Genomic DNA, 19,807 nt, shown 5'->3' on the forward strand with positions numbered 1-19,807 from the left:
GCGAGAACGAGGTTAGGGGGTCAGAATTGGACGCCGATCCCCCGCCTCACGGGGTCAAAGTTGCACGCCGAAACACAGCGGTGAGCGGACCTCGCTTCCGGATCTCGCCCGCGAACGCCCGCATCACCTGATCCCAAAAATGTAAGGCGGTCGAGGCCACGATGCCCGCCTTACGGCCCTTGGTCCTTTCGCCGGCCAGGCTTGCGAATGCCGTGGCTAGGCCGGCGATATCGGCCCGCAAGGCGGCATGCTCCGCCGCCGCGACGGCAATGCTCTCCTCGATGCGCGCGACCTGCGCCCGCGTGGCCGGCTCCTCGCCATCGTCCTGCACCGACGTCGCCGGCCGGCCCGACCGCGCCAACGTCAGGAAACGCGCCAAAGCCCTCTCCGTGCTCTCGTCGAGATCGAGCGCGGCGAGGTGAGGGCGGTACCGTCGACGCCGCTTCCAGGAGGCGAACGGATCCTGGAGGTCCCGGTCCGAATGGCTGGCCGCCGGAGCGGTATCGAAAGGAAGGCGGTTCCGCTCCCGGAAAGCGTTCCGCAGATGCTCGTAGGTCACCCTGGTGCCCGAGGCGACGAGAGCGTCCGCGGTCTCGTCGAAGGTCGTCTGATTGATCATCTGCGAAGCCTGGGCGCATGGCGCCACAACGACGGCTGACCATGGGGATAGCCATCGACGGTTGCTTGAGGGGCTGGGCGGGGTCCGCCGGGCGGAAGCCCCCGCGGTCCTAGGCGTGATACGCGTGGGTTATGCCGCGACGGCCTGTTCGGCTTGATCATCGCCTGCGTCGAACGACTGAGCCTGCTCGAAGGCCTCGGCCTTGGCCTGCCAAGCGGCCCGGAAACCGGCAATCAATGTCTCGCCCAGCGTTACTGACCATCCTGCGAGGTGCGGCGTCAGTAGCCTGTCGATCCACGGCAGCGGACCGGGCCGTATCGCACCCGGCTCCTGAAAGTCGGGATGCCTTTCGAAGGCGGCGATCAAGAAATGCGGCCTGGACGAAGGCGGGGCGATCTGCTCGATATTGTCTTCCTTGAAGTGGGCGAGGGTACCGCGCAACCGAAGCATGAGATGTAGGTCGTCGAGCCTGTTGAGCGTCAGCCAACCATCACCGAAAAGGCCGTCCGCGACCTCTTCCCATTTCCTCGCGAGGCTGCCGTCGATCTTCGAGCTGCCCTCGTTGAACCTGATATCCGGGATCTTGCTGCGCCAAAACCTGGCGCCCTCATCGTGGCCGATGAAATGGATGGCGGTATTGATGAACGATTCAAGGGCGCACGTGACTTGGAGGAGGGTGGAGGAAGGCCCTTCGAAGCCATCGTCATGCTGAACGGAATAGGCATGCATTGCCCTGGCGGACCGCATGGCCCTGGCTGACCAGTTCGGTAGGACGTTGAGGACATGGCGTCCTTTCCGGATGCCGTGGGCGACCCAGTAGGATGCGTCTCCGGAGGGACTCGGCAGCGCCATCATAAGGTCGATGCCGGCATCGCCAGCCAACCAACAAGGGCTGCTTGCCGGGCGGGATGGATGCGACGGAAGTCCGACCGCCCGGAGCGAGAACTCGGCGGGCGCATGGTCGAAGTGCGTGAGGCCGTCCGTCGGGATGAGCGGCCTGGCGCAGGCATCATCGGTTCTCCTGACACCATTCTTCCTGGCGAAGGCTCTGATGTCGCCGGCACAAGCTACCGCGCGGGCCAAGGCCGCCTTGTCGGAGCTTTTTACGGCGAGGTCTGCGGCGCGCCTTGTCCAGGCTAGGGCTGCACGATCATCCCCGGCCGTGAGATGGACTTTTGATGCAAGCAGGCACGCTTCGATCTGAAGCGCAGGGGAACCGGATGCGTCGGCGACGAAGGTGAGGCGATGCAGGTAGGCTTGGGTCGTCTCCTGGTCGCCTAGTGCGAGATAATGATGGGTCAGCGCCTCGTAGTTCTCGATGCAGAGGGTCCATTCCCCGGCGTCGCGCCGCAGTTCGGCGGCCAGCACATGAAGACGCGCCGCATTTGCCCTGAGGACAGTCTCGCTGCGTGTCGTCACGTCTTTCTGGACGCTCTGGTCGCCGGTCCCTGACGCTTCGGTCTCGGCTTTCTGGATCGCGGCGGCGACCGCTTTCGCCTCCTCCGTGAAAGCGATGGCATTGCCCGTGAGGGCGGCGGCTTGCGCAAGGGCGGTCGTGAGATCGATCCTGTGGTCCGTCGCCGTCGGTCGACTGACCGCTTCGAAGCCCGTGGCGGCGAACCAGCGGACGGCGGGGGCATCTTTCGGATTGGTGTCGTCGGCGTTCGGGATATAGGATGGTCGCAGGGGCGCGCGCATCACGTCCTTACCCCTGCTTCCGGTATCTGATTCGTCATCGCGCCCGCCCTGAACATGAATCGTGGGGGCAGATGACCATGAACCGCTTACGCAACCCTCAAGGCGCGTGCTTTCCGAATTCTTCTTTCTGCGAGACGTTCGTGTTGGCAGGCCATTCCCACAGGCTCACCAATCCGATGTACGGAGACCTGTCCCTGAAAACCTTAGAACCTTGGCGTCGGGAGGGACGGCTCGTTGTCGTTGGTGTAGGCAGCTTCTTCCTCGCCGGATGGCACCGCACCGTGTGTCGTGCCCTCAGGCCTGTCTGACCGCCGGGCAAGATCTAGGGCGCCGGCGGTGGGTTTTGGAGCCACCGGGGTCTCAAGGTGGCAGTCGAAGTGCTGGCACATGGTGCGCAGGAGTGCATTATGCGCACTGACGTCCTTTATCTCCCGACCGGCGGAAACTACCTTGAACGCCGTGTCTCGCCTGAGATTGAGGGATATCCACCCCGCCCGGGTGATATCCTCTATGGGGCAGGGCTCAGGGTGTTTTCCCCGTATGTTGTCCGTATACCCGTATTCTTGATCGTCGCTCAAGAAGACGTTATCGACGCTGATGCCGTAAATACCTATCGTATCAGCTTCGTAGCCATTTGCTGCCTTGAACTCAGCAATTTCCGCGTCGATGCGGGCTTCCACCGCTGCCTTGTCTGCATCGAAGACATCGAAAACCCCCTCCATATCCGGCACGATGCGGAGGGCGTCGATGGAGTCGAACGTGCCGCATGCTACGAGCCGCCCGTCCTCATGCAACCAACCGCGGCCGCTCGTTGCGAGTGCGCGCAGGGCCCTTTCGTCACCGACATGGCCCAGCACAGGCTGCATGTGGCCACGCAGGCGCGGGAGCCATCCATCGCGCGTCGAGGGCTCCTGGGGTGCCACGACGTAGTGCGGAAGTGGCTCCGGGTTCTGCGGATGGACTTCGTCCAGCGCCTCGGACCGGGCCGCCTTCTTGAGGCCTCGCAGTCCCGTGCTATCCGTCATGACCCGAATCCCTCGTCTCAGCCCGATGGAAGCAGGCTCCCTCTATTTCCTGCAAGGCACCAGGCTGGTGTCGGTCAAGCGCTAGTGATCGGGCTGACGAATGGGGCTACCAGCGCGTGATCCGGCTCTGCTGCAGGGTTCGGCAGGAACCGGAACGGGAGGGAGGGGGAATTCCCCAAACTTGCTCTCAATGGCCGGGCCTAAGCCTCTGAGTTTTATCAACGTCCATAAACCAGGTGAAAAACTACTATCCCTGCGGCCGCCATGAAGCGGTAGCCGTCGAGAGCCAGGTAGCGGTGACGGTCCCCGTTTTTAAGAACCCGCAAGTCACTGATAATGCTCATTATTTTAGGGACCCGCGTTGTGAATCGGCGGCGCTGCCTCAGGATGCCACCTACCTCATTTCGGGACGATCAGCACGCGTCCGCACCGTTCGGGACGAAAATCCCCAAACTATTCTCAAACAAAACGGGCTGCGCCAGCGGCGGAAAGCGGTGCGGGCGGCCTGGTTCGGACGCCGATGCGCGGCCTTGTCGAGCCGTTCGACGCACAAGAGATATCTCGCCTGAAACGGTCGCCACCGTCGGTCCGTGAGTATGACAAAACGCATGCCGGCCTCCCCGGGGCGGGAGCACGGCTTTGCATCCGGGCCATCTCCGTCCGGGGTTCACGCACAGGTCGCGACCATCGCGTCCGCGATGTCCCGCACGCTGAAGCGCTCCACGGCCCGGCCGACGATGCACCTCGCTTCTTCGGGCTTCGTCAGGTTCTCGGCATGCACGGTGCACTCGACCGTGCCCCGAGTTTCGCCGTCTTGTTCGAACGAGACCTCGAACTCGAACGTCTCCACGCCGGCTTGATGGCGCCAGAGATCACACGTCAGTGCACCTGACTTCACGGCTTCGTCCCGCGCCCAATCCCAGTAGAAGCTCTCGGGATCACGACGAACGTCACGGAGCAGCCCGGCGGTGTCCGGCAGCAGGAAAGGCGCCGGCCTCGCCGTGGCGCCGTACAGGGAGGCATGCGGCTCCAACCAAGAGGGACGGTTGAGCAGTCCCATCGCTTCGGCGGCGCTGGTGCTCAACCCGAGCCGCTGCGCGTGCGAGCCAAGCCTCGCCCGTTCGGCCTCGACCATCGCCAGGGCCGAGCCGCCAAAGCTGGGCTTCAGCATCTCGGATGCAATCTGTGCCGTCGTCATCGATGACCGAGGCATCGGCTGGGGGCGCGGCGGGGGCGGGGTGCGGGTGACATGTTCCTGGAAGGGCGGAGCGGCCGGCGGCGATGGGAACCCCTTGTTTGCGGCGGAGTGGACGCTCGCCCCTGCATCGGCGTCCTCACCGTCATCCCGGTCCTCTGACAACCGGTTGAGCATCAGGGGACCCTTGGCCAGGAATTCGATGCGGACCTGGGAGGCGGGACGCGTCCCGGTGTTGGACATGGGCCAGCGGACGATCAACGGAGGCTCCGCCACGTCGCGTTCCTTGTGCAGGTTCATCAGAATGCCGCGGCACGCCTCGACCCAGCGCGGGTAACTGACGTCCCGATACTCGGTGAGCGCGTCGTCGAGGGGCGGGGCATACTCCGTTCGAACGATCTCGCCGCTCCCCCTCGTGACGGATGTCGGCGGCGGCGGCGTGAAGTCGGTCCTCTCAGGGTGCTTGGCCATCAGCGAGGAGAGGACCTCCCCGATCTCGGCCTCCGTGAGGGCGGCGGCGACACGGCGTGTCACCATCACGCGGTTCGATGCGTCCGCGTCCTCGCACCGCCCAATCGATATCCGGGGCTCCTGCGATCGGTAGGTCGCCAAGTCCTTTTCGAGGTCCTTGATCCGCTTGGCCTCGGAACTCTCCGCCGGCGGCCGACGCCAAGCCGGATCGATCATCTGGAACGGCACGTCGAGACCGCTTGCGGTGGACGCAGGTCCGGTGTCGTCGGTGAACAGCTTGGTGACGCGCTCCGCGCCCGCAGCGCGCAGCGTCGACACGATACCAACAAGCCGCTCGTCGGTCTTGCCGTAATCAAGGTCTTCCCTCAGGCCTGGATCGGGCCTGGCGAACTCCAGCCGCAGCAACACGCGCGGGCCAACCTCCTGGATTACGGATTCCCGCTCGCCGGTCCCCAGCATGCCTCGCACGACGCTGAAGATATCAAGCGCCCTGGCCCGGGTACGACCGGTTCCCTTCTTGTGCTTGTCGATCTCGTCGAGAACGGGTTTCGTCAACAGGACGACGACGGGGTCGTGACCCAACTCGGCCCAGGGCAACTGATCCAGCGTCTTGCATTCGAAGAACAGGTTCGTATCCGCGACAAGCCAGAGTTCCATGCGGCAGCCTTCGTCGTGGTTCGCCCGGCCTCGCACGACGCGTGATCGAAGGCACCTTGGCTGTTGAGGTCCTCGTGATATGGGCAGCGGTGACGTGACGAAAAAGGGCCGCCCGGAGGGGGCGGCCCTTGTCGCATCGATCCGGTCGGGCGGTCAGTGGACCGTCGCGTTCAACATCGCCCGCTCGCGCATGACCTTCCTGGCGTACTCCATCGCGAGCTGCCGCAACTCAACGTGGTCGGGCACCACGTGGACGTAGAAGGCCTCCGTGACGGCGGAGTTGCGGTGCCCCATGAACTTGGACACGGCCTTGATGTCGCCGGTCGCCCGGTACATCCGCTCGCCCGCAGTACGGCGCAGGTCGTGGATGGTCAGGCCCGTGATGCCGGCACGCCGCGTGACCGTCTTCCATCGTGAATGAACGGCGTTGTAGGTCACGGGTACTCGTCCCCTGATGCTATGACGCGCCTCCTTCTCACAGGTCCACACGAACTCCGGGTGCCGACGCCCCTCGTCGCCGGCATAGTCGAGGAGCCGCCGGATCTCCGGCGTGATCCTGATCTCATGGGCCTTCTTCCGCTTTGTAGTGAGCCTGATCAGGTTCGCTCCCCAATCGACTTGGCTCCACCTGATCAGCGCATCCTTGCGGCGCAACGCAGTCAGCAGGATGAACTCGACCAGCGCCCACATGTCCGCGTCCGCGTTCTTCTCAATGAGAAGCTCCTCGGCCATGGTCATGGTCCGGGTGCGGGGATCGACGGCGACCCGGTACTGCTTCCAGTTCGGCTCGGACGTCAACGGCACGCTCCAGAACCGTCGGGCCCGCGTGAGGACGGCAGCCAGGGTGTCGATCACCGACATCACGGCGTAGCGCTCGCTGATCGGCCCGGCGTCGCGGCGCTTGAAGCGGTGGCACTTCCGGCGCTCCGCCAGCAGCCTCGTGACCATGTCGTCGTTGATCGCCGTCAACGGGGTCTTTTCCCCAATGCGCTCGACCAGCCAGTCGTAGTGCATCTCGTAGAGTTGGGCATTGAAGAAATGGTCCCCAACTTCCGACATGAACCGGGTGACGGCTTCGAGGAAGGGCATGTCCTTCTCGCCCGTCGCCACTTCCTGCTTGTGCTTGGCGACCTCGCTGTCCTTCCAGCGTCGGGCGAAAGCGATGGCCTCGCGCTTCGAGGTCAGCTTCGTCGAACCGTTGAAGCGGGTGCCCGCCACGGTGAAGCTGCAGTAGTAGGTGCTGGAGTTTTGCGGCTTCCAGACGCCGTGGCTCTCGGCCATGACTTTCTCCTGTTGAAATCGTTCGTAATGCGGAAGTTCGGAGCGCGCCTTCGCAGGGGGGGCACGGGCCGGCGGAAGCCTGATGTTCGGCGCCATGGTCACACCGCGCGCCGGGCAAGGCGGGCGGCTCGGCGCTGGGCGTAGTCCGCGTCGCCCGGAAGCGGCTTCGGTCGCTTCGGCAGCGCGTTCGGGAACGGCGACGCCTTGGCCACCGCGGTCCGCCGCCTCTTGAGGAACCCCTCCAGGTCGTCCGGCAGGACACGCAGGCTGCGGCGGTCGTTCCCCCGCCCGATATCGACGGCGACGAGGCTGCCGTCGTCGACGTGGGCCTGGACCTGACGCAGGCTGATGCCGAGCTTCTCGGCGACATCCGCAAGGCCCATCGCGGTCTGCAGCATGATGGCCAAGTCGTCGTCCGTGGCTTCGGACGATGACCCTTCGGCGCATGCCGTGAGAATGGAGTGATCGAACTTCGTCGTCATGGTGTGATCCTCGGATGGGTGGTGCCGCGTCGGCGGCGGGATGGATTGCGTCAGGTGGTGGGGGAGCCTGCCGGGGGGGCAGGCTCAGGGCATGGCTGGAGAGCGACCTCCGGCGAGGGGCCGTGGGGTTCGTCTTCCATGGGGTGGGTTCAGTCCTTGGGCGGTATCGGCTCGTCGGCCTGAGCCGTCCGCTCCGCGGCCTCACGCAGCAGGCGGCGCTCCATCATCGCGACGATGCGCACGAGGTACGCGTCGTCGAGGCGGCGGGGCAGCCAGAGGTGGGCCTGGAGCCGCCCCCGGCATGCCTTGGCCAGCATGTCGAGCATCGGGACGGGCGGGAGCCCGCCTTGGCCGACGACGCCGCGTCCGGCGCCGAGGGCGAGGGCCCGTCCCCAGAGGGCGAGGGCGGCCACCCGCTCCGCCTCGGTATGGGGGACGGGCTGACGTCTTCGCCCGGGCCGGGTCCTTGTGGATCCATCGGCGCCGGCGGTCCCGGTGCCTTGCTGAGGAGTCCTCACTGCCGTAATCCTCTTCGTGTCGGTGACGGCCTCCTTGCAGGGAGACCTTTCGCTTCATCAGTTGGCGCCGCCTTTCGTGGGGATCGGGCGCCGGCGGATCTTGGGCCTTGCGGCCCGTGGACCCTTGGCAGGACATCCTGCCAAGGGTTTTTCTTTGCGTGGGGCCAGGCTCCACGTGGTTCGGAAGACATGATGTCTTGCCTTTGCTTGCCCGGCGTCTGTCTGCCCGGCGTTGCAGTGTGTTCGCTCAAGTCTCAGTCGATTGCAATACTGGATTGGCCCGGACTCGAACCAGCGACTTCTGAAATAAAAACGAGTCCCATGAGTCAGTTGGGTGGATTTCCGGATTGAGCTCGACCGGCCGCCGATCTTGTTATGCGGTACCAATACTTGGGTTGGCGGCTGGATCGCGCCGCGAGCCCAAGACCCTGGGCGCCTGGCGGACCGTGGAAGCCAGCTGGATTCAAGGACTTGGTCAGGTTCGCGGTGGCAGGGGCCGGAGGGCTGCAAGGCGTTCTTAACCTTGGGGCGACCTCCGGCGGTTCTTCGGTTGACTCTTCGCCGAGCGTTTCGGGCGCCGCCGCGCGGGTGCGGGTTAGCGTCAGTTCGTGGCGCGAGTTTTTTTCATTCACAGGGGCTTTCAGCCCGCTCAGGGCTCCTCGCCGGCTGCCGCGGGCGCGTCCGCAGCGACCCTCGGCGTCGCGCATGGGAAGGAGACGACGGTGCCGGAGCCGTGCGCGCGACCGGAAACACGGCCCCTGCGGGCCTCTTCCTCCATCAGCGCGGCGCCGACCTCGACGGCGATGTTTTCCAGGAGCCCGTCGAGATGGTTGGGGGCGAGGGCGCGGCTCGCGCGCACGATGGCGGCGATGGCGTCTCCGAGGCGGTCGTCGACGTCACGCATCGCGCGCCTCCTCAGGGTAGTGACCGCCGACACCGAAGTGTCGGGCGATGATCGTCCTGACCTCGTCGCCCGACAGCACGCGGCTGCGCATCAGCCGCAGGGCGACCTTATCGATGAGGTCGGCATGCTCCAGGACCAGTCGGTCGGCTCGCCCCTGCAGAAGGGCGAGGTCGGTCTCGACCCGGAGCCGGAAAGCGGGAATGGTCCGGACCATGGACATCGCGTCGTCCTCGGTTCCGAGCCACACCATCGTGTCGCCGAGGCCGTAGGAGCCATGCGCGGCGGCCACCAGCTTGGTCGCTGCGGCGAGGTCCGAGCCGGGCTGGCCGGCCGAGCCAGAGTTGACGGAGCCCCACAAGGCGTCGGCGGCCCGGCCCGCGAGGAGCACCACGGCAAGGTCGTCGAGCTCGCTTCGGGAGAAACTCGAACGCGCGCGCACGCGCCTCCGCGTGAGTCCCGCATACGGCCCCGTCATCACGGTCGAGACGGACTCGATCTCGAATGCACGGGTTAGGTGTCCCAGAACGGCGTGCGATGACTCATGTCTTGCCACCGCCAAAACCTCTTCGCGCGAGCGGGTCTCGACCGGGGCGACCTGGGCCACAAGATCGGTGGGGATCATCGGGCGCCCGGCCGAACGGGCAGCGCCACGGGCACGCTTGGCCCAGCCTGCGACCTCCGCCCCGGTGGCGCCCGCACCGACGGCAGCGATGGGCGCAAGGTCAAAGGTCGCCAGGTCGCCCCCGAGGTGCTGGCGCAGGATGCCGGCAATGGCCGCGGTGTCGGGCCGTTCGATCCTGACGCTCCGGTTGAGGCGCCCCGGGCGGACCAGGGCCTCGTCGAGCCGCTCCGGAAAGTTGGTCGCGCCGATGATGATCAGGGACGCGCTGTCGCCGGAGACCGCCGAGTCCAGGGCCGTGAGGATGTGCGAGACGATGGGCGTCCAGTAATCGCGGTTGCGATTATCGATGGTGGCGCGGTTCGGGATCGCGTCAATTTCGTCTAGTAGAAGTACCGCCGGGCCAGCGGCAGCGGCCTGCCCAATGACGGTGTCGACTTGCCGTACGACTTCATTGATGTGTCCGCCGGTTGAGGCGAACCATGACGAGACACTTGTTGAGAAAAACGGAACGCTTAGAGACTTAGCGATACTTCTGGCAAACGATGTCTTTCCAACGCCTGCCTCGCCGCCCAAAACGATGTTGCGGTCCTCGATGCTGCTCCAGGGTCTGCGACCCTGCCGATACTCGGAGACCGCGGCGATGAGGTCCCGGCTCCAGGACATCGCGGTGTCGCCGTAGCCGTGGCAGTTCTCGATGAGGGGCACGTCGGCGAGCCCGGGGTCGAAGGTGGTCATGGCCTTCGAGGCGGCCACGATGCGACGCACGCAGGCGCGCCCCGAACTGCCCCGGCGGATGCAACCGGCAAGCGTTGCGAAGGACAGCCCGGCGCCTGTCCCGCGCGGGATCGGCCCCGGCCGCGAGCCGGTGACGATGCGGATGGTGGAGCGTAGCGCACGCGGGGTCGGAGCCTTGATCTCCACCCGGATGTCGGCAAGGGCCGTGAGATTGCCGGGAAGGTAACGGGATGGCGCATTGCTTACCCCGAGCACGTTGTGGCCGCATCCGAGCGCCTCGCTGACGGCCTCGCATCCGACGTCGGGCTTGTCCTGCATGCGGCTGGCGCCGTTGCGCTTGACCAGATCGCCGTCGCTGGCGCGCCGCAGGGCCTGGGCGACCGGCTCGACCCAGTCGGGGCCCGGGACGGCGACGACGACGGCGAGGCCGTTGCGCCGCGCGATGCGCTTCATGTCGGCGGGACGCATCGCGTCGCAGAGCATCGCCATCGCCAGCACGACGCTGACGCGTGCGGTGGCGTTCGGGTCCGCGGCCTCAACGTAGGTCGTGTCGGCAAAGAGGTCGTCGAGGTCCTGGGTCCGTGCCGGTTCGGCGGTGCGGGCGAGACGCTTCGGGACCTTGGGCTTGGTGGTGGACTTGGGCACGGCTGCCTCCGATGCGAGGCAGCCGTACGCATTCGGGCGCGCCGGTCAGGCCTCGTAAGGTGATGGGGACGGGGAGGGGACGCGGGCCGTTTTCCGGCCGGTCGGGGTCGGTATGAGGTGGTGGCGCATGGGGGTTCCTCTCGGCCCTGCCGTCAGGACGGGCCGATGCTTTCGTCGAAGGGTTCGGAGTCCTTGCGCTGCGCCCAGGCCGTTACGCGGACGTCGCGCGGGCGTGCGCCGGCCGGTTCCGCAAGGGCGCGGGCCCGTCGCTCGGCCTCGGCCATCGCCGATGCGCCGAGGGTGACGAGCACGGCGGACACGCAACGTGTCAGGGCCGCCTCGCCGCAAGCGACGCGCAGGGCGCTGAGCTTCTGGAAGATCTCGCCGATCTGGCGATCCGGGTCGTGGGGGTTGTCGAGGGACATGGCGGCCTCCGCAACGAGGCGGCCGGGCGCGTGCACGCCGGTCAGGCCTCGTGGGGTTTCGAACGGGTCGGGGCGACGGGGCGGCCCGCGGCGCCGCGGTGTCCGCGCACGCCCCGAAGCCGGGCATCGGCCGTTCGTATGAGGGCGTCGAGGCGGATCATCGTCGAAAGCATCCCTGTGGCGGCCCGGAGAAAGCCTGGGCGGCACGCATCAGCGCCGTGGCGCATGGAGACAACAAACAGCTCGGTTAACGCCGGTCAACTGTTACGCCGAGCATTTGCGAGATGAGGCGGCAAGCCTGTGGATCCCTGTGCAGTTCTGGAAGGGGCCAGCGCCACGAGCCTGGAAAGCCTGGGCGGATGGTGGCGAACGACTCCGCAGAGCATGCATCAGTCGGGCCGGCACGGGGCATGATGAGGTTAGGGCGGAGGTATGGGGCGCACCCGGACGGACGTTTCTGCCGCCGGGCCGGCTAGGCCTTGGGCTCGATGCGCCAGAAATCGGTGCTGTAGTTGTTCAGCCTGCCGTGATGGGCATCCACCGTCGCGGCGTAGGTGCGCGGGATCTTCTCGGCGTCCTTGCCGTCCCTGAGGTACTCCTGCACGGACGACAGCGCGGAATCCCTTAGCCGTTCCCAAGTCCGGAGCAGCTCCTCTTCCTCCTCCTGGCGTTTGCGGGCCGCGCTGAGCTTCGGCCTGTAGGCCTCCCGGGCATAGTCCGGCCGGGGGTCGTGCACGTACGCGAACGTGATGTCGCCGCGGGTCCAGGCCTCCGCTTCGGACCTGCGCCAGCGGTAATGGACCGTGACGCTCATGTTTCGGCCCGGACGGATCGGGTGGTGGATCATCGCGTCGTCGATGTGGAAGAGCTTCCCCTCACGCTCCTCCTGCTCCCGACGGTGCTTCATCTCGGAAACGGCGTACGAGAGCTTCCTTCCGGCACGCCGCGCATCCTCCTCGGTGCTGGCGCGCTTGGCGGCCGACCTCGCCGCGTCGAAGCGGGAGAGCGCCTGCTCGAAGTTCCTCAGGGTGTTGGCCACGTAGGGACCGCAGCGCCGGAGGGGAAGCCGCCGCAGGGCGTCCGGCCTGCCGCCCTCGACCGCGTCGTCGATGAGGCGGTCGAGGTCCGCCTCGTCGATGGCGTCGAGGGCGGCCTTTTCCTCGGTGGTGAGGTTGATCCCGCTCATGGGAATGCTCCGACTGGCAGTTCGCAGGGAGGGGGACGGTTCCGCCCCCGGGGCTGGTGGGACACCTCGTCACCGAGGTTGGCGCAGTTCAGAGAAGCCCCATGACCAGGTTGTGGATCAGCGCATCGAGCCATGCCTTCTCGTAGTTCCGGTACAGCGGCCTGGCGGGGCGATGGCCGATATCGGCGAGCAGGCCACCGAGGCTGACCAGGCGGTCCCGCTTCCTGCGGTCGAAGCCGAAGCGCATGCTCGCCGCGTCGGGGCCGCAGATCAGCCAGTCGTCGGTGCGCTTCAGGGCATGGGCCCAGAGCGATGTCTCGCCCTCGTCGAGGAGCGACCCGCCGGGGATGAGCTGGATGCCCATGATGGCCACGAGGTCGTCGGGGTGCCTCTCGTGCAGGGCGGCGAGCAGGAGCTCGTAATCGATGGTCTGCTCGGGCTCGCGGCGCTGGCTGCCCGTCTGGGTCTCGTCGATGCACTTCTGCACCATCACGATGCGGTAGCGCGCGGCCAGCGCGTCCCAGGCGCCGACGCGATGCGCCTCGATGACCGAGTTCGCGTCCAACAGCACGGGCCCACGGTGCACCGGCATGTCAGGCTCACATGTCGAACGGGCGGGCGATGCCGTAGACGTCGAAGAGCTCCCCGAGCCCGTCGATGCTCACTCCGAGCATTTTCGCGGTGCGGCGTACGGAGACGTGTCCCTTCTCGATCCCGGCGGCCATGACCGTCATGAACCGCCGCCCGAAGAGCGGGGGCGGGGCGTCCTGGCGCCCGTCAGGCTGGCCGTTGTGGCTGAGGAGGCGGTCGTCGAAGGCGCGGGCGGCGTCCGCATCCATCACCCCAATGCTCACCAGCCGCCACTTCAGGGCGCGGGAGGTGACGCCGAGCGCGGTCGCGGTCCGGTTGAGCCAGGCGTAGTCGATCTGGTCCGCGGGATGCCTGGCGAGCACGTCGCGCGGCATCAGCAGGGCCGAGGCGAACTTGTCCGCCATCTGCTCGATGCGCTTCTGGATCTTGCCCGACCCGACGCCGTCGTCGAGCCGCTCGGGCGGCATCGCGTCCCAGGTCAGGACGTGGAAGAGCTCGTGGGCGAGGTCGTAGTTACGCCGCCCGGCCGGCTCGTTCCGGTTCACGAGCACGGCGCCGAGGTCGCGCACCAGGCACGCCGCCCCGGAGATGCCGTCTTGCGCCTCGACCATCAGCACGAGCGTCGAGAGTTGATCCTGCATGGCCTCGACCAGACCCTGGGAGGGTACCGGCCCGAGGTTGAGGAAGGCCGCGACACCCTCGCCCGCGGCCTCGGCGGCCTCGTAGCTTTCGGTCCGGGTCAGGTTGAGCCGATGCACGACGGGCGACAGCGCCTTACCGGTCGCCACGCTCAATTCGCGGTACGCGCCGATCCACTCGCCGGCCTTGCGCTCGAACGCATCCAGGTCGTTCGTGCCGAGCGCGCCGTCGCGCCGCCACGAGAAGCGAGCCTCCCCGACGATGAGGAAGGGGTTCGTGAAGTAGTCGAGGTCGACCTCGAAGGCCTGGACGGCGAGCACGAGCTCCTCGGCCGACAGCTTGCGCTGTCCGGCCTCGATCTGCGCGATGGTCTGGTGGTTCTTGAACCCGAACGTCTCTGCGAGTTGCTCCTGGGAAAGCCCGCGGCGCTCGCGCAGCGCCTTCAGTCGGGTTCCGGTCGATGTCGGTGTCATGGTCTGCCCCATCTGCTCGGCCTATCTTGCAACAAGGCAGTTTGCAAGATATTAACGAAACCTACGAGGATGCAAAGGAGGTAGGGCTACGTACCTCCTCGGCAGCGTCCTCGGACCGGGGGCTCCGCGCCAGGACCACCCGGCCGCCCCGGCGCCAGAGGCCCCGGCAAGCGGATGAGCCCTGGCGCGAGACGGGTCGGCGGCGATGGTCCGCGACCCTCGGTACGGAGACGAAGATGGCAACCAATCCTCCCAGTGGCGACGGGCACCGCAACGGCGCGGTGCGCGACCGGTCCCAGGTCTACAACCCCACCACCGAGACCTGGACGAAGCGGAACTCGGACACCGGCCGGTTCATGGACGGCAAGGCCGACGGCAAGCCCTTCAAGGGCGTGCGCAAGGAGCGCTGAGGCGCCCGAGCGGGCCCGGCATGTGCCGGGCCCGCAACCCCGTATTCGCAAGGGCGCGTCATGGCCAAGAACATCGTCGTCTTCTCGGACGGCACCGGGCAGGACGGTGGCGTCCGTCCCGAGCAGCACGTCAGCAACGTCTACAAGATGTACCGGGTCTGCAAGGTCGGGCCCGAAAGCGGGATCGACCCGTCCGAGCAGGTCGCGTTCTACGACCCCGGGCTAGGGACGGACATCGGCGCGACGGCGCTCACGGCGCCCGTGCGGTTCGCCCAGAAGATGGCGGCCTCGCTCTCGGGCCGCGGCATCACCCGCAACGTCGCCGACTGCTACCGCTTCATCGTCGACCACTACGAGCCCGGCGACAGGGTGTTCCTGATCGGCTTCAGCCGCGGGGCCTACACGGTCCGGTGCGTCGCGAACCTGCTGATGTATTGCGGCGTCCCGACCCGGGGCCGGGACGGGCCGCTCCTGCGCTTCCGCGGGATGACCGCCGACATCGCCCGGGAAGCCGTCGAGACCGTCCTGGAGCACGGGGCAGGCCACCCCCGCGCCGAGTTCGACGCGGAGCGGCACGAGCTCGCACGGCGGTTTCGGGTCAGGTACTGCTCCGACCATCGCGACGGCGACGGCAAGTCCAACGTCGAGCCTTACTTCATCGGGACATTCGATACGGTCGCGGCGCTGGGCGTCTCGGGCCCGAAGCGGACCCTGATCAAGGCCGGCCTGACGGCCGCGGTCGTCATCCCGCTCGCCACCACCATCGCGGTGACCTCCGCGGGGGTCGGGGGCGCCTCCTACCTGTTCGGCGGCTCATTCTGGAAGGCGGACCTGGGCGCCGCGAGCGTCCTCATCGCCGTGTCCGCCATGGCGGTCCTTGCCGTCCGGCGCCGGCTGGTCGCCGCGAAGACCAAGACCATCTCGGACTGGCCCGGTCCCGGTCAGTCGAGGAGCCACGTGGCGGAGTGGAAGGGCGAGAACTTCGACCGCCTCCTCAGCGCCCAGGTCGGCTATGCCCGGGCGGCCATCGCCATCGACGAACGGCGCAAGGACTTCGACCGCGTGAGGTGGGGGCCGACCGCGGTCACGCCGCCGCGGACTCCCGGGGCGCCCGACCAATTCCGGCAGTTCTGGTTCGCCGGCAACCACTCGGACATCGGCGGCAGCTACGACGAGACGGAATCCCGCCTGTCCGACATCGCGCTTAAGTGGATGCGGGAGCAGGCCGTCGGGGTCCCGGACGGCCTCAAGATCGACGGCATGCCGGCCGTCGCCGACCCGCGCCACCCCGTGGAGGTCATGCGCATCCCGCGGCTTCGGCTGCACCCCTCCGCCGCCGGGGTCCAGCACTGCGAGGTCGCCGGCATGCGGGATGCCATCGCGGCCCGCGTCTCCGCCTCGTGGGTGCCGGCCTGGGTGAGGCGTTGGGCGCAGGGCAAGTCCTGGGAGACCAAGGACCGGGACATCAAGCCCGACGCGACGGTGCATGCGAGCGTCGACGAGCGCTTCGCCCTTCAGGCCGTCGTCCAGTGCGACGGCGTCGCCCCGTATCGCCCGGCTCCGCTGAGGGCCCACCAGCGCTTCGCGACCTACTACGAGGGACCTGTCGGCTGACCGGCCCCGACGGGCGGGCGCCCGAGGGCTCCCGCCTCGCGATCCAGTCGTCCCCTCGGTTCGGTCCGTCGGGCGCCCATGCCAACCCAAGCCTACGGAACGTGCCGATGTCACAGCCCCTCACCGAGAGGATTTCCGACGAGCTCCTCCGCATGGAGGAGGACTGCACCCATTCCGCGAAATCGCACTTCAACGCGCAGGCACGCTGGAACAGGTGGAACTACCTCTTCGGCTTGCCGTCCGTGGTGATCAGCGCCTTGGCCGGGACCGCCTTCTTCAAGGACTATGCGGCGGTCGCCGGCGTCATGACCGCCGTCGTCACCGTCCTGACCGCGCTGATGACGTTCCTCAAGCCGTCCGAGCGCGCGAACGCCCACAAGAACTCGGGCGACCAGTACCTCTCGCTGCGCAACGATGCGCGCGTCTATCGCCTGATCGGCCTGACCATGGCCACCGAGGAGGAGGCCGCCATTGCCGGCATGACGGGTCTGACGACCCGTCGGAACGAGCTGAACCAGGCCAGTCCCCCGGTTTCCGGCCGTGACTTCAGGAAGGCCAAGGTCGGCATCGACGCCGGGGAAGCGGTGCACGCGGTGGACCGGAGGGAGGCGCAGGCGTGAAGCAGACGCAGCTCTTCTCGGATTTCCTCCGCGACACGGTCGACCTGAACGCGACCCGCGTCACCCAGTTGGAGGCCAGCACGGCGGCCATCGAGCGCTTCGTGGATGGATCGGCTTGGGGGCCCGAGATCGACGCCTGGATGCCGCAGGGGTCGTGGGCGCACAAGACGATCATCAGGCCGGTCGACCGGGGCGAGTTCGACGCCGACCTCCTGGTGTTCGTGCATCCGGTCGAGGGGTGGGATGCGGCGCGCTATATCAACGAGCTCCACGGCGTCTTCCGCGGCAGCGCGGTCTACGGCTCGAAGGTCCGGCGATGGTCGCACTGCGTGACCATCACCTACGCCAACGACAAGAAGGTCGACGTCGCACCCGTCGTCATCAACCGGTACGGGTTCCAGCGCCTCGAAGTCTGCAACCGGGATGGCAACACGTTCGAGTTGACGGAGCCCAGGCGCTATACGGCCTGGCTCGTCGAGCGCAATTCCTACTCGGGCAACAACAGCTTCCGGAAGGTCACGCGCCTCGTCAAATACCTGAGGGACATCAAGGGCACGTTCACCTGCCACTCGGTCCTGCTGACCACCATCCTGGGCTACCGGATCTCCTCGCTCGACCGGTACGGTTCGGACTTCTGCGACACGCCGACGGCACTCAAGACCATCTTCGGCCGGCTCGACGACTGGCTGCAGCAGAACACCTTCAAGCCGTCCGTCACGAACCCTTACCTGCCGACGGAGGACTTCGCGGCCGCCTGGACGGACACGCAATATGCCAACTTCCGCACGGTGGCCAATCGCTACCGCAAGTGGATCGACGACGCCTACGACGAGCCGGACCGCTACGAGAGCATTGCCAAGTGGCGCCGCGTGTTCGGCGAGGAGTTCGCCGCCGACGTCGTCGTCGAGGAGGCTCGGTCGGTCAGCAAGGCCGCCCGAAACGGGCTGATGGAGGGCGCGGGCTCGGTGGCCACGATGGCACGGGACGCCGCCCTGGACCTCGTCTCGCTGGTGAGGAGTTACGGCAGCCGGGCCCTGCCTCGCGGGTTCGACATCCTTCCACACATGCATCGGCCGAAGTGGCGTCGCGCCGCGAACCAGAACCTCGCGGTCCAGGTCCGGGCAAGGCTGTACCGTTCGAAGGGTTTTGGCGAGATCGGCCCGGTGCAGTCCTTGGAGATCCTTCAGGCCGGCGGCTGGCTCTATTTCACGGCCCACGCAAACAATGGGCTCGTCTATCCGACCGGCGATTTCGAGGTGCAATGGCGCGTGACGAACACCGACGTCGCAGCCGCGGACGCCGATAACCTCAGGGGGGATTTCAACCCGCCGCACGAAGGGAACGGGCGGTGGGAACGCCTCGAATACCGAGGCGTCCATCTCGTCGAGGCATTCGTCATCCGCCGCCGGACGGATGAGCTCGTGGGAACGAGCCAACCCTTCCGGGTCGTCATCGAATGACCCGGGACGCGCCAGGGACGGTAGCCTCGTAGGGGTCTCCCTAGGTCGAGGTCGGCCTTCGCCCGCGTTCGAGGATTATTTCGGCATCGTCCCCTCCAACCGCTCCCGCCGCCACCGCTCGGGTCGCCTCGCCCGCTCAAGGGGCGCGTCCATCACCTCGGCGCACGCGTAGGGCCCAGGCTTTCCACAGGCAACGCGTTCGGGGACAAATCTGGGACAAATGCGTTTTCAGCGCAGCCGAAAGCTAAGTCAAAACAACAGGTTAAGGTGGGGGTTCGGTAGTGGCGGAGACGGAGCCGGGGGACGATGAGCGCCTCTGGTTCAGGCAGCACCTGCTGGTGAGCCCCGAGACCTGGCGCCTCCTGCTGGTGGACGACGACCGCATGGCGTTCTGGATCTTCCGAAGCTTCGCCGACATCCCGGACCGCAGCGTCATGCCGCCCGAGGCGGAGTACGACGCCGGAGCGACGTCCCGGACCATCCGCGACCGGTTCGCGGACCTGCTCTACGCCGACGCCGCGCCGACGCCGCCGGGCTGCTTGAGGCGAAGGCGGGGCGCCGGACGGAGGCGTTGGACGCCTTCCTGCTCATGTCCGCCTCCGGGCTGCGCCGACGCACGCTCGCGTTCCGGGACCGCATGCGGAAGTGACGCCCGGCGGGGAGGCATGCGCGCCCGACCGGGCAGCCGTCTCCCGGGGTCGACGAATTCGCCACCGCACGTGCCATGCCGATGCTGCCGACCTGCCAACGACGGTTGCCGGCCACCGCATTGACTTGTGCTCCACCAAACTTTACGACCGGCCATAATGGCCGGTCGTAAAGGATAGAAACGATGCCCATGATTCTCGTCCCTAAGAAGGGGCAGTCCCCCGTTCGAAAGAAGGCTCAGCCCCCCGTCCGCAAGAAGCCTCCCACGACATTCATCACCCAGACCGAGGCGAAGAACAGGTTCCTCACGCACTGCCGTCACGTCATCGACACCGGCGAGTACGTGTGCGTGCAGGACAAGTCCGAGACCACCTACCTGACGCTGACGACGCGCAAGGTGAAGGACGTCTTCGTCACGGAGAGCGCCCAGTTCTTCAAGGACAATTTCGCCCGCTGCTCCTCGCTCATCCGCGATGGGGTCGCGTTCCGCCTGACGCTCCGCGGCTCGAACTCCGTCGTCTATGCCCGGCGGCATACCGCTTACGTCGACCCGGTCGACACCGTCATCGAGAAGTGGCGCGAGAGCATCGTGGAGGCCGCGGTCGCGAACGCGGACGAGAGCGCGATCCGGCAGCTTTCACGCGACCTCGCGGCCCTGGCGCACGACCATCGGTCGCGCAACGAGGAGGACCGGGAGGTCGCCCTCGACCGGTACAGGAACATGGTCCGCGGCATCGCCAGGATGGCCATCGGGCATCTCCCGTTCGACAACGGCCAGGTTCCCCAGCAGCGCGATCCTGTCCAGCCCGCGAGCCCGAGCAACTGAGGGTCCGCCCCGCCTTGCGCGGATCGCACGCAAGGTGGGGCGCCCGGCTGGCATTCGGCCGGG

The 19,807-nt window shown here is 67.0% G+C and carries 18 protein-coding genes; 5 read left to right on the forward strand and 13 right to left on the reverse strand.

Translation table 11 applies throughout. From position 1 onward, the window contains the following. Positions 1 to 46 precede the first annotated feature (46 nt). From LGR69_RS27940 to LGR69_RS28000, 13 genes are all read right to left on the reverse strand, one after another. On the reverse strand, positions 47 to 619 hold the full coding sequence (locus LGR69_RS27940; protein ID WP_230368067.1) for a hypothetical protein: 573 nt from the start codon (positions 617 to 619) through the stop codon (positions 47 to 49). Positions 620 to 748: 129 nt separating this feature from the next. Continuing rightward, positions 749 to 2,317, reverse strand: coding sequence for a hypothetical protein (locus LGR69_RS27945; RefSeq protein ID WP_230368068.1), 1,569 nt, complete (start codon positions 2,315 to 2,317; stop codon positions 749 to 751). A 203-nt stretch (positions 2,318 to 2,520) separates the two neighbouring features. Beyond that, positions 2,521 to 3,342, reverse strand: coding sequence for a hypothetical protein (locus LGR69_RS27950; protein ID WP_230368069.1), 822 nt, complete (start codon positions 3,340 to 3,342; stop codon positions 2,521 to 2,523). Between the two features lie 667 nt (positions 3,343 to 4,009). After that, the gene (locus LGR69_RS27955; RefSeq protein ID WP_230368070.1) at positions 4,010 to 5,665 is read right to left on the reverse strand and encodes a PIN domain-containing protein; all 1,656 of its coding nucleotides are present in this window, start codon (positions 5,663 to 5,665) and stop codon (positions 4,010 to 4,012) included. 153 nt (positions 5,666 to 5,818) lie between these two features. After that, on the reverse strand, positions 5,819 to 6,946 hold the full coding sequence (locus LGR69_RS27960; RefSeq protein WP_230368071.1) for a tyrosine-type recombinase/integrase: 1,128 nt from the start codon (positions 6,944 to 6,946) through the stop codon (positions 5,819 to 5,821). Between the two features lie 98 nt (positions 6,947 to 7,044). Then, positions 7,045 to 7,428 (reverse strand): helix-turn-helix domain-containing protein, encoded by a 384-nt coding sequence (locus tag LGR69_RS27965; RefSeq protein ID WP_230368072.1) that lies wholly within the window; start codon positions 7,426 to 7,428, stop codon positions 7,045 to 7,047. 149 nt (positions 7,429 to 7,577) lie between these two features. Continuing rightward, on the reverse strand, positions 7,578 to 7,841 hold the full coding sequence (locus tag LGR69_RS27970; protein ID WP_230368073.1) for a hypothetical protein: 264 nt from the start codon (positions 7,839 to 7,841) through the stop codon (positions 7,578 to 7,580). Positions 7,842 to 8,595: 754 nt separating this feature from the next. Continuing rightward, positions 8,596 to 8,850 (reverse strand): hypothetical protein, encoded by a 255-nt coding sequence (locus LGR69_RS27975; protein ID WP_230368074.1) that lies wholly within the window; start codon positions 8,848 to 8,850, stop codon positions 8,596 to 8,598. Then, positions 8,843 to 10,852 carry an AAA family ATPase gene (locus LGR69_RS32110; RefSeq protein WP_230368075.1) on the reverse strand — a complete coding sequence of 670 codons (2,010 nt, stop codon included), beginning with the start codon at positions 10,850 to 10,852 and terminating at the stop codon, positions 8,843 to 8,845. Before LGR69_RS32110 ends, LGR69_RS27975 begins: the two co-directional genes overlap by 8 nt. Positions 10,853 to 11,004: 152 nt before the next feature. Next, positions 11,005 to 11,277 (reverse strand): hypothetical protein, encoded by a 273-nt coding sequence (locus LGR69_RS27985; RefSeq protein WP_230368076.1) that lies wholly within the window; start codon positions 11,275 to 11,277, stop codon positions 11,005 to 11,007. A 472-nt stretch (positions 11,278 to 11,749) separates the two neighbouring features. Next, the gene (locus LGR69_RS27990; RefSeq protein ID WP_230368077.1) at positions 11,750 to 12,463 is read right to left on the reverse strand and encodes a hypothetical protein; all 714 of its coding nucleotides are present in this window, start codon (positions 12,461 to 12,463) and stop codon (positions 11,750 to 11,752) included. Positions 12,464 to 12,551: 88 nt separating this feature from the next. Further along, positions 12,552 to 13,055, reverse strand: coding sequence for a hypothetical protein (locus tag LGR69_RS27995; RefSeq protein WP_230368078.1), 504 nt, complete (start codon positions 13,053 to 13,055; stop codon positions 12,552 to 12,554). A gap of 7 nt (positions 13,056 to 13,062) precedes the next feature. Beyond that, positions 13,063 to 14,166 carry an XRE family transcriptional regulator gene (locus LGR69_RS28000; RefSeq protein WP_230368079.1) on the reverse strand — a complete coding sequence of 368 codons (1,104 nt, stop codon included), beginning with the start codon at positions 14,164 to 14,166 and terminating at the stop codon, positions 13,063 to 13,065. 236 nt (positions 14,167 to 14,402) lie between these two features. Between LGR69_RS28000 and LGR69_RS28005 the strand changes: the two genes are divergently transcribed. The 5 genes from LGR69_RS28005 (at position 14,403) to LGR69_RS28025 (ending at position 19,744) form a co-directional block, all read left to right on the forward strand. Continuing rightward, positions 14,403 to 14,576 carry a hypothetical protein gene (locus LGR69_RS28005; protein WP_230368080.1) on the forward strand — a complete coding sequence of 58 codons (174 nt, stop codon included), beginning with the start codon at positions 14,403 to 14,405 and terminating at the stop codon, positions 14,574 to 14,576. A gap of 60 nt (positions 14,577 to 14,636) precedes the next feature. Next, positions 14,637 to 16,190: a DUF2235 domain-containing protein gene (locus tag LGR69_RS28010; RefSeq protein ID WP_230368081.1), complete on the forward strand. Its 1,554-nt coding sequence runs from the start codon at positions 14,637 to 14,639 to the stop codon at positions 16,188 to 16,190. Between the two features lie 152 nt (positions 16,191 to 16,342). Next, a complete protein-coding gene (locus LGR69_RS28015; RefSeq protein ID WP_230368082.1) occupies positions 16,343 to 16,810 on the forward strand; it encodes an SLATT domain-containing protein in 468 nt (155 codons plus the stop codon). Next, positions 16,807 to 18,270 carry an SMODS domain-containing nucleotidyltransferase gene (locus LGR69_RS32115; RefSeq protein ID WP_230368083.1) on the forward strand — a complete coding sequence of 488 codons (1,464 nt, stop codon included), beginning with the start codon at positions 16,807 to 16,809 and terminating at the stop codon, positions 18,268 to 18,270. The genes LGR69_RS28015 and LGR69_RS32115 overlap by 4 nt, the downstream gene beginning before the upstream one ends. A gap of 832 nt (positions 18,271 to 19,102) precedes the next feature. Further along, positions 19,103 to 19,744 carry a hypothetical protein gene (locus LGR69_RS28025; RefSeq protein ID WP_230368084.1) on the forward strand — a complete coding sequence of 214 codons (642 nt, stop codon included), beginning with the start codon at positions 19,103 to 19,105 and terminating at the stop codon, positions 19,742 to 19,744. Positions 19,745 to 19,807: the final 63 nt, after the last annotated feature.

Origin of the sequence: Methylobacterium brachiatum, from assembly GCF_020523825.1 — a bacterium.
Taxonomy (GTDB): Bacteria; Pseudomonadota; Alphaproteobacteria; order Rhizobiales; family Beijerinckiaceae; genus Methylobacterium; species Methylobacterium brachiatum.

Excerpts from the sequence above, each read along its gene's own strand:
- LGR69_RS27965 (WP_230368072.1), bottom strand. The coding sequence starts at position 7,428 with ATGACGACGAAGTTCGATCACTCCATTCTCACGGCATGCGCCGAAGGG.
- LGR69_RS27950 (WP_230368069.1), bottom strand. The coding sequence starts at position 3,342 with ATGACGGATAGCACGGGACTGCGAGGCCTCAAGAAGGCGGCCCGGTCC.
- LGR69_RS27955 (WP_230368070.1), bottom strand. The coding sequence starts at position 5,665 with ATGGAACTCTGGCTTGTCGCGGATACGAACCTGTTCTTCGAATGCAAG.
- LGR69_RS27940 (WP_230368067.1), bottom strand. The coding sequence starts at position 619 with ATGATCAATCAGACGACCTTCGACGAGACCGCGGACGCTCTCGTCGCC.
- LGR69_RS27990 (WP_230368077.1), bottom strand. The coding sequence starts at position 12,463 with ATGAGCGGGATCAACCTCACCACCGAGGAAAAGGCCGCCCTCGACGCC.
- LGR69_RS27960 (WP_230368071.1), bottom strand. The coding sequence starts at position 6,946 with ATGGCCGAGAGCCACGGCGTCTGGAAGCCGCAAAACTCCAGCACCTAC.
- LGR69_RS28025 (WP_230368084.1), top strand. The coding sequence starts at position 19,103 with ATGCCCATGATTCTCGTCCCTAAGAAGGGGCAGTCCCCCGTTCGAAAG.
- LGR69_RS27975 (WP_230368074.1), bottom strand. The coding sequence starts at position 8,850 with ATGCGTGACGTCGACGACCGCCTCGGAGACGCCATCGCCGCCATCGTG.
- LGR69_RS27945 (WP_230368068.1), bottom strand. The coding sequence starts at position 2,317 with ATGCGCGCGCCCCTGCGACCATCCTATATCCCGAACGCCGACGACACC.
- LGR69_RS27985 (WP_230368076.1), bottom strand. The coding sequence starts at position 11,277 with ATGTCCCTCGACAACCCCCACGACCCGGATCGCCAGATCGGCGAGATC.
- LGR69_RS27995 (WP_230368078.1), bottom strand. The coding sequence starts at position 13,055 with ATGCCGGTGCACCGTGGGCCCGTGCTGTTGGACGCGAACTCGGTCATC.
- LGR69_RS28010 (WP_230368081.1), top strand. The coding sequence starts at position 14,637 with ATGGCCAAGAACATCGTCGTCTTCTCGGACGGCACCGGGCAGGACGGT.
- LGR69_RS28000 (WP_230368079.1), bottom strand. The coding sequence starts at position 14,166 with ATGACACCGACATCGACCGGAACCCGACTGAAGGCGCTGCGCGAGCGC.
- LGR69_RS28005 (WP_230368080.1), top strand. The coding sequence starts at position 14,403 with ATGGCAACCAATCCTCCCAGTGGCGACGGGCACCGCAACGGCGCGGTG.
- LGR69_RS28015 (WP_230368082.1), top strand. The coding sequence starts at position 16,343 with ATGGAGGAGGACTGCACCCATTCCGCGAAATCGCACTTCAACGCGCAG.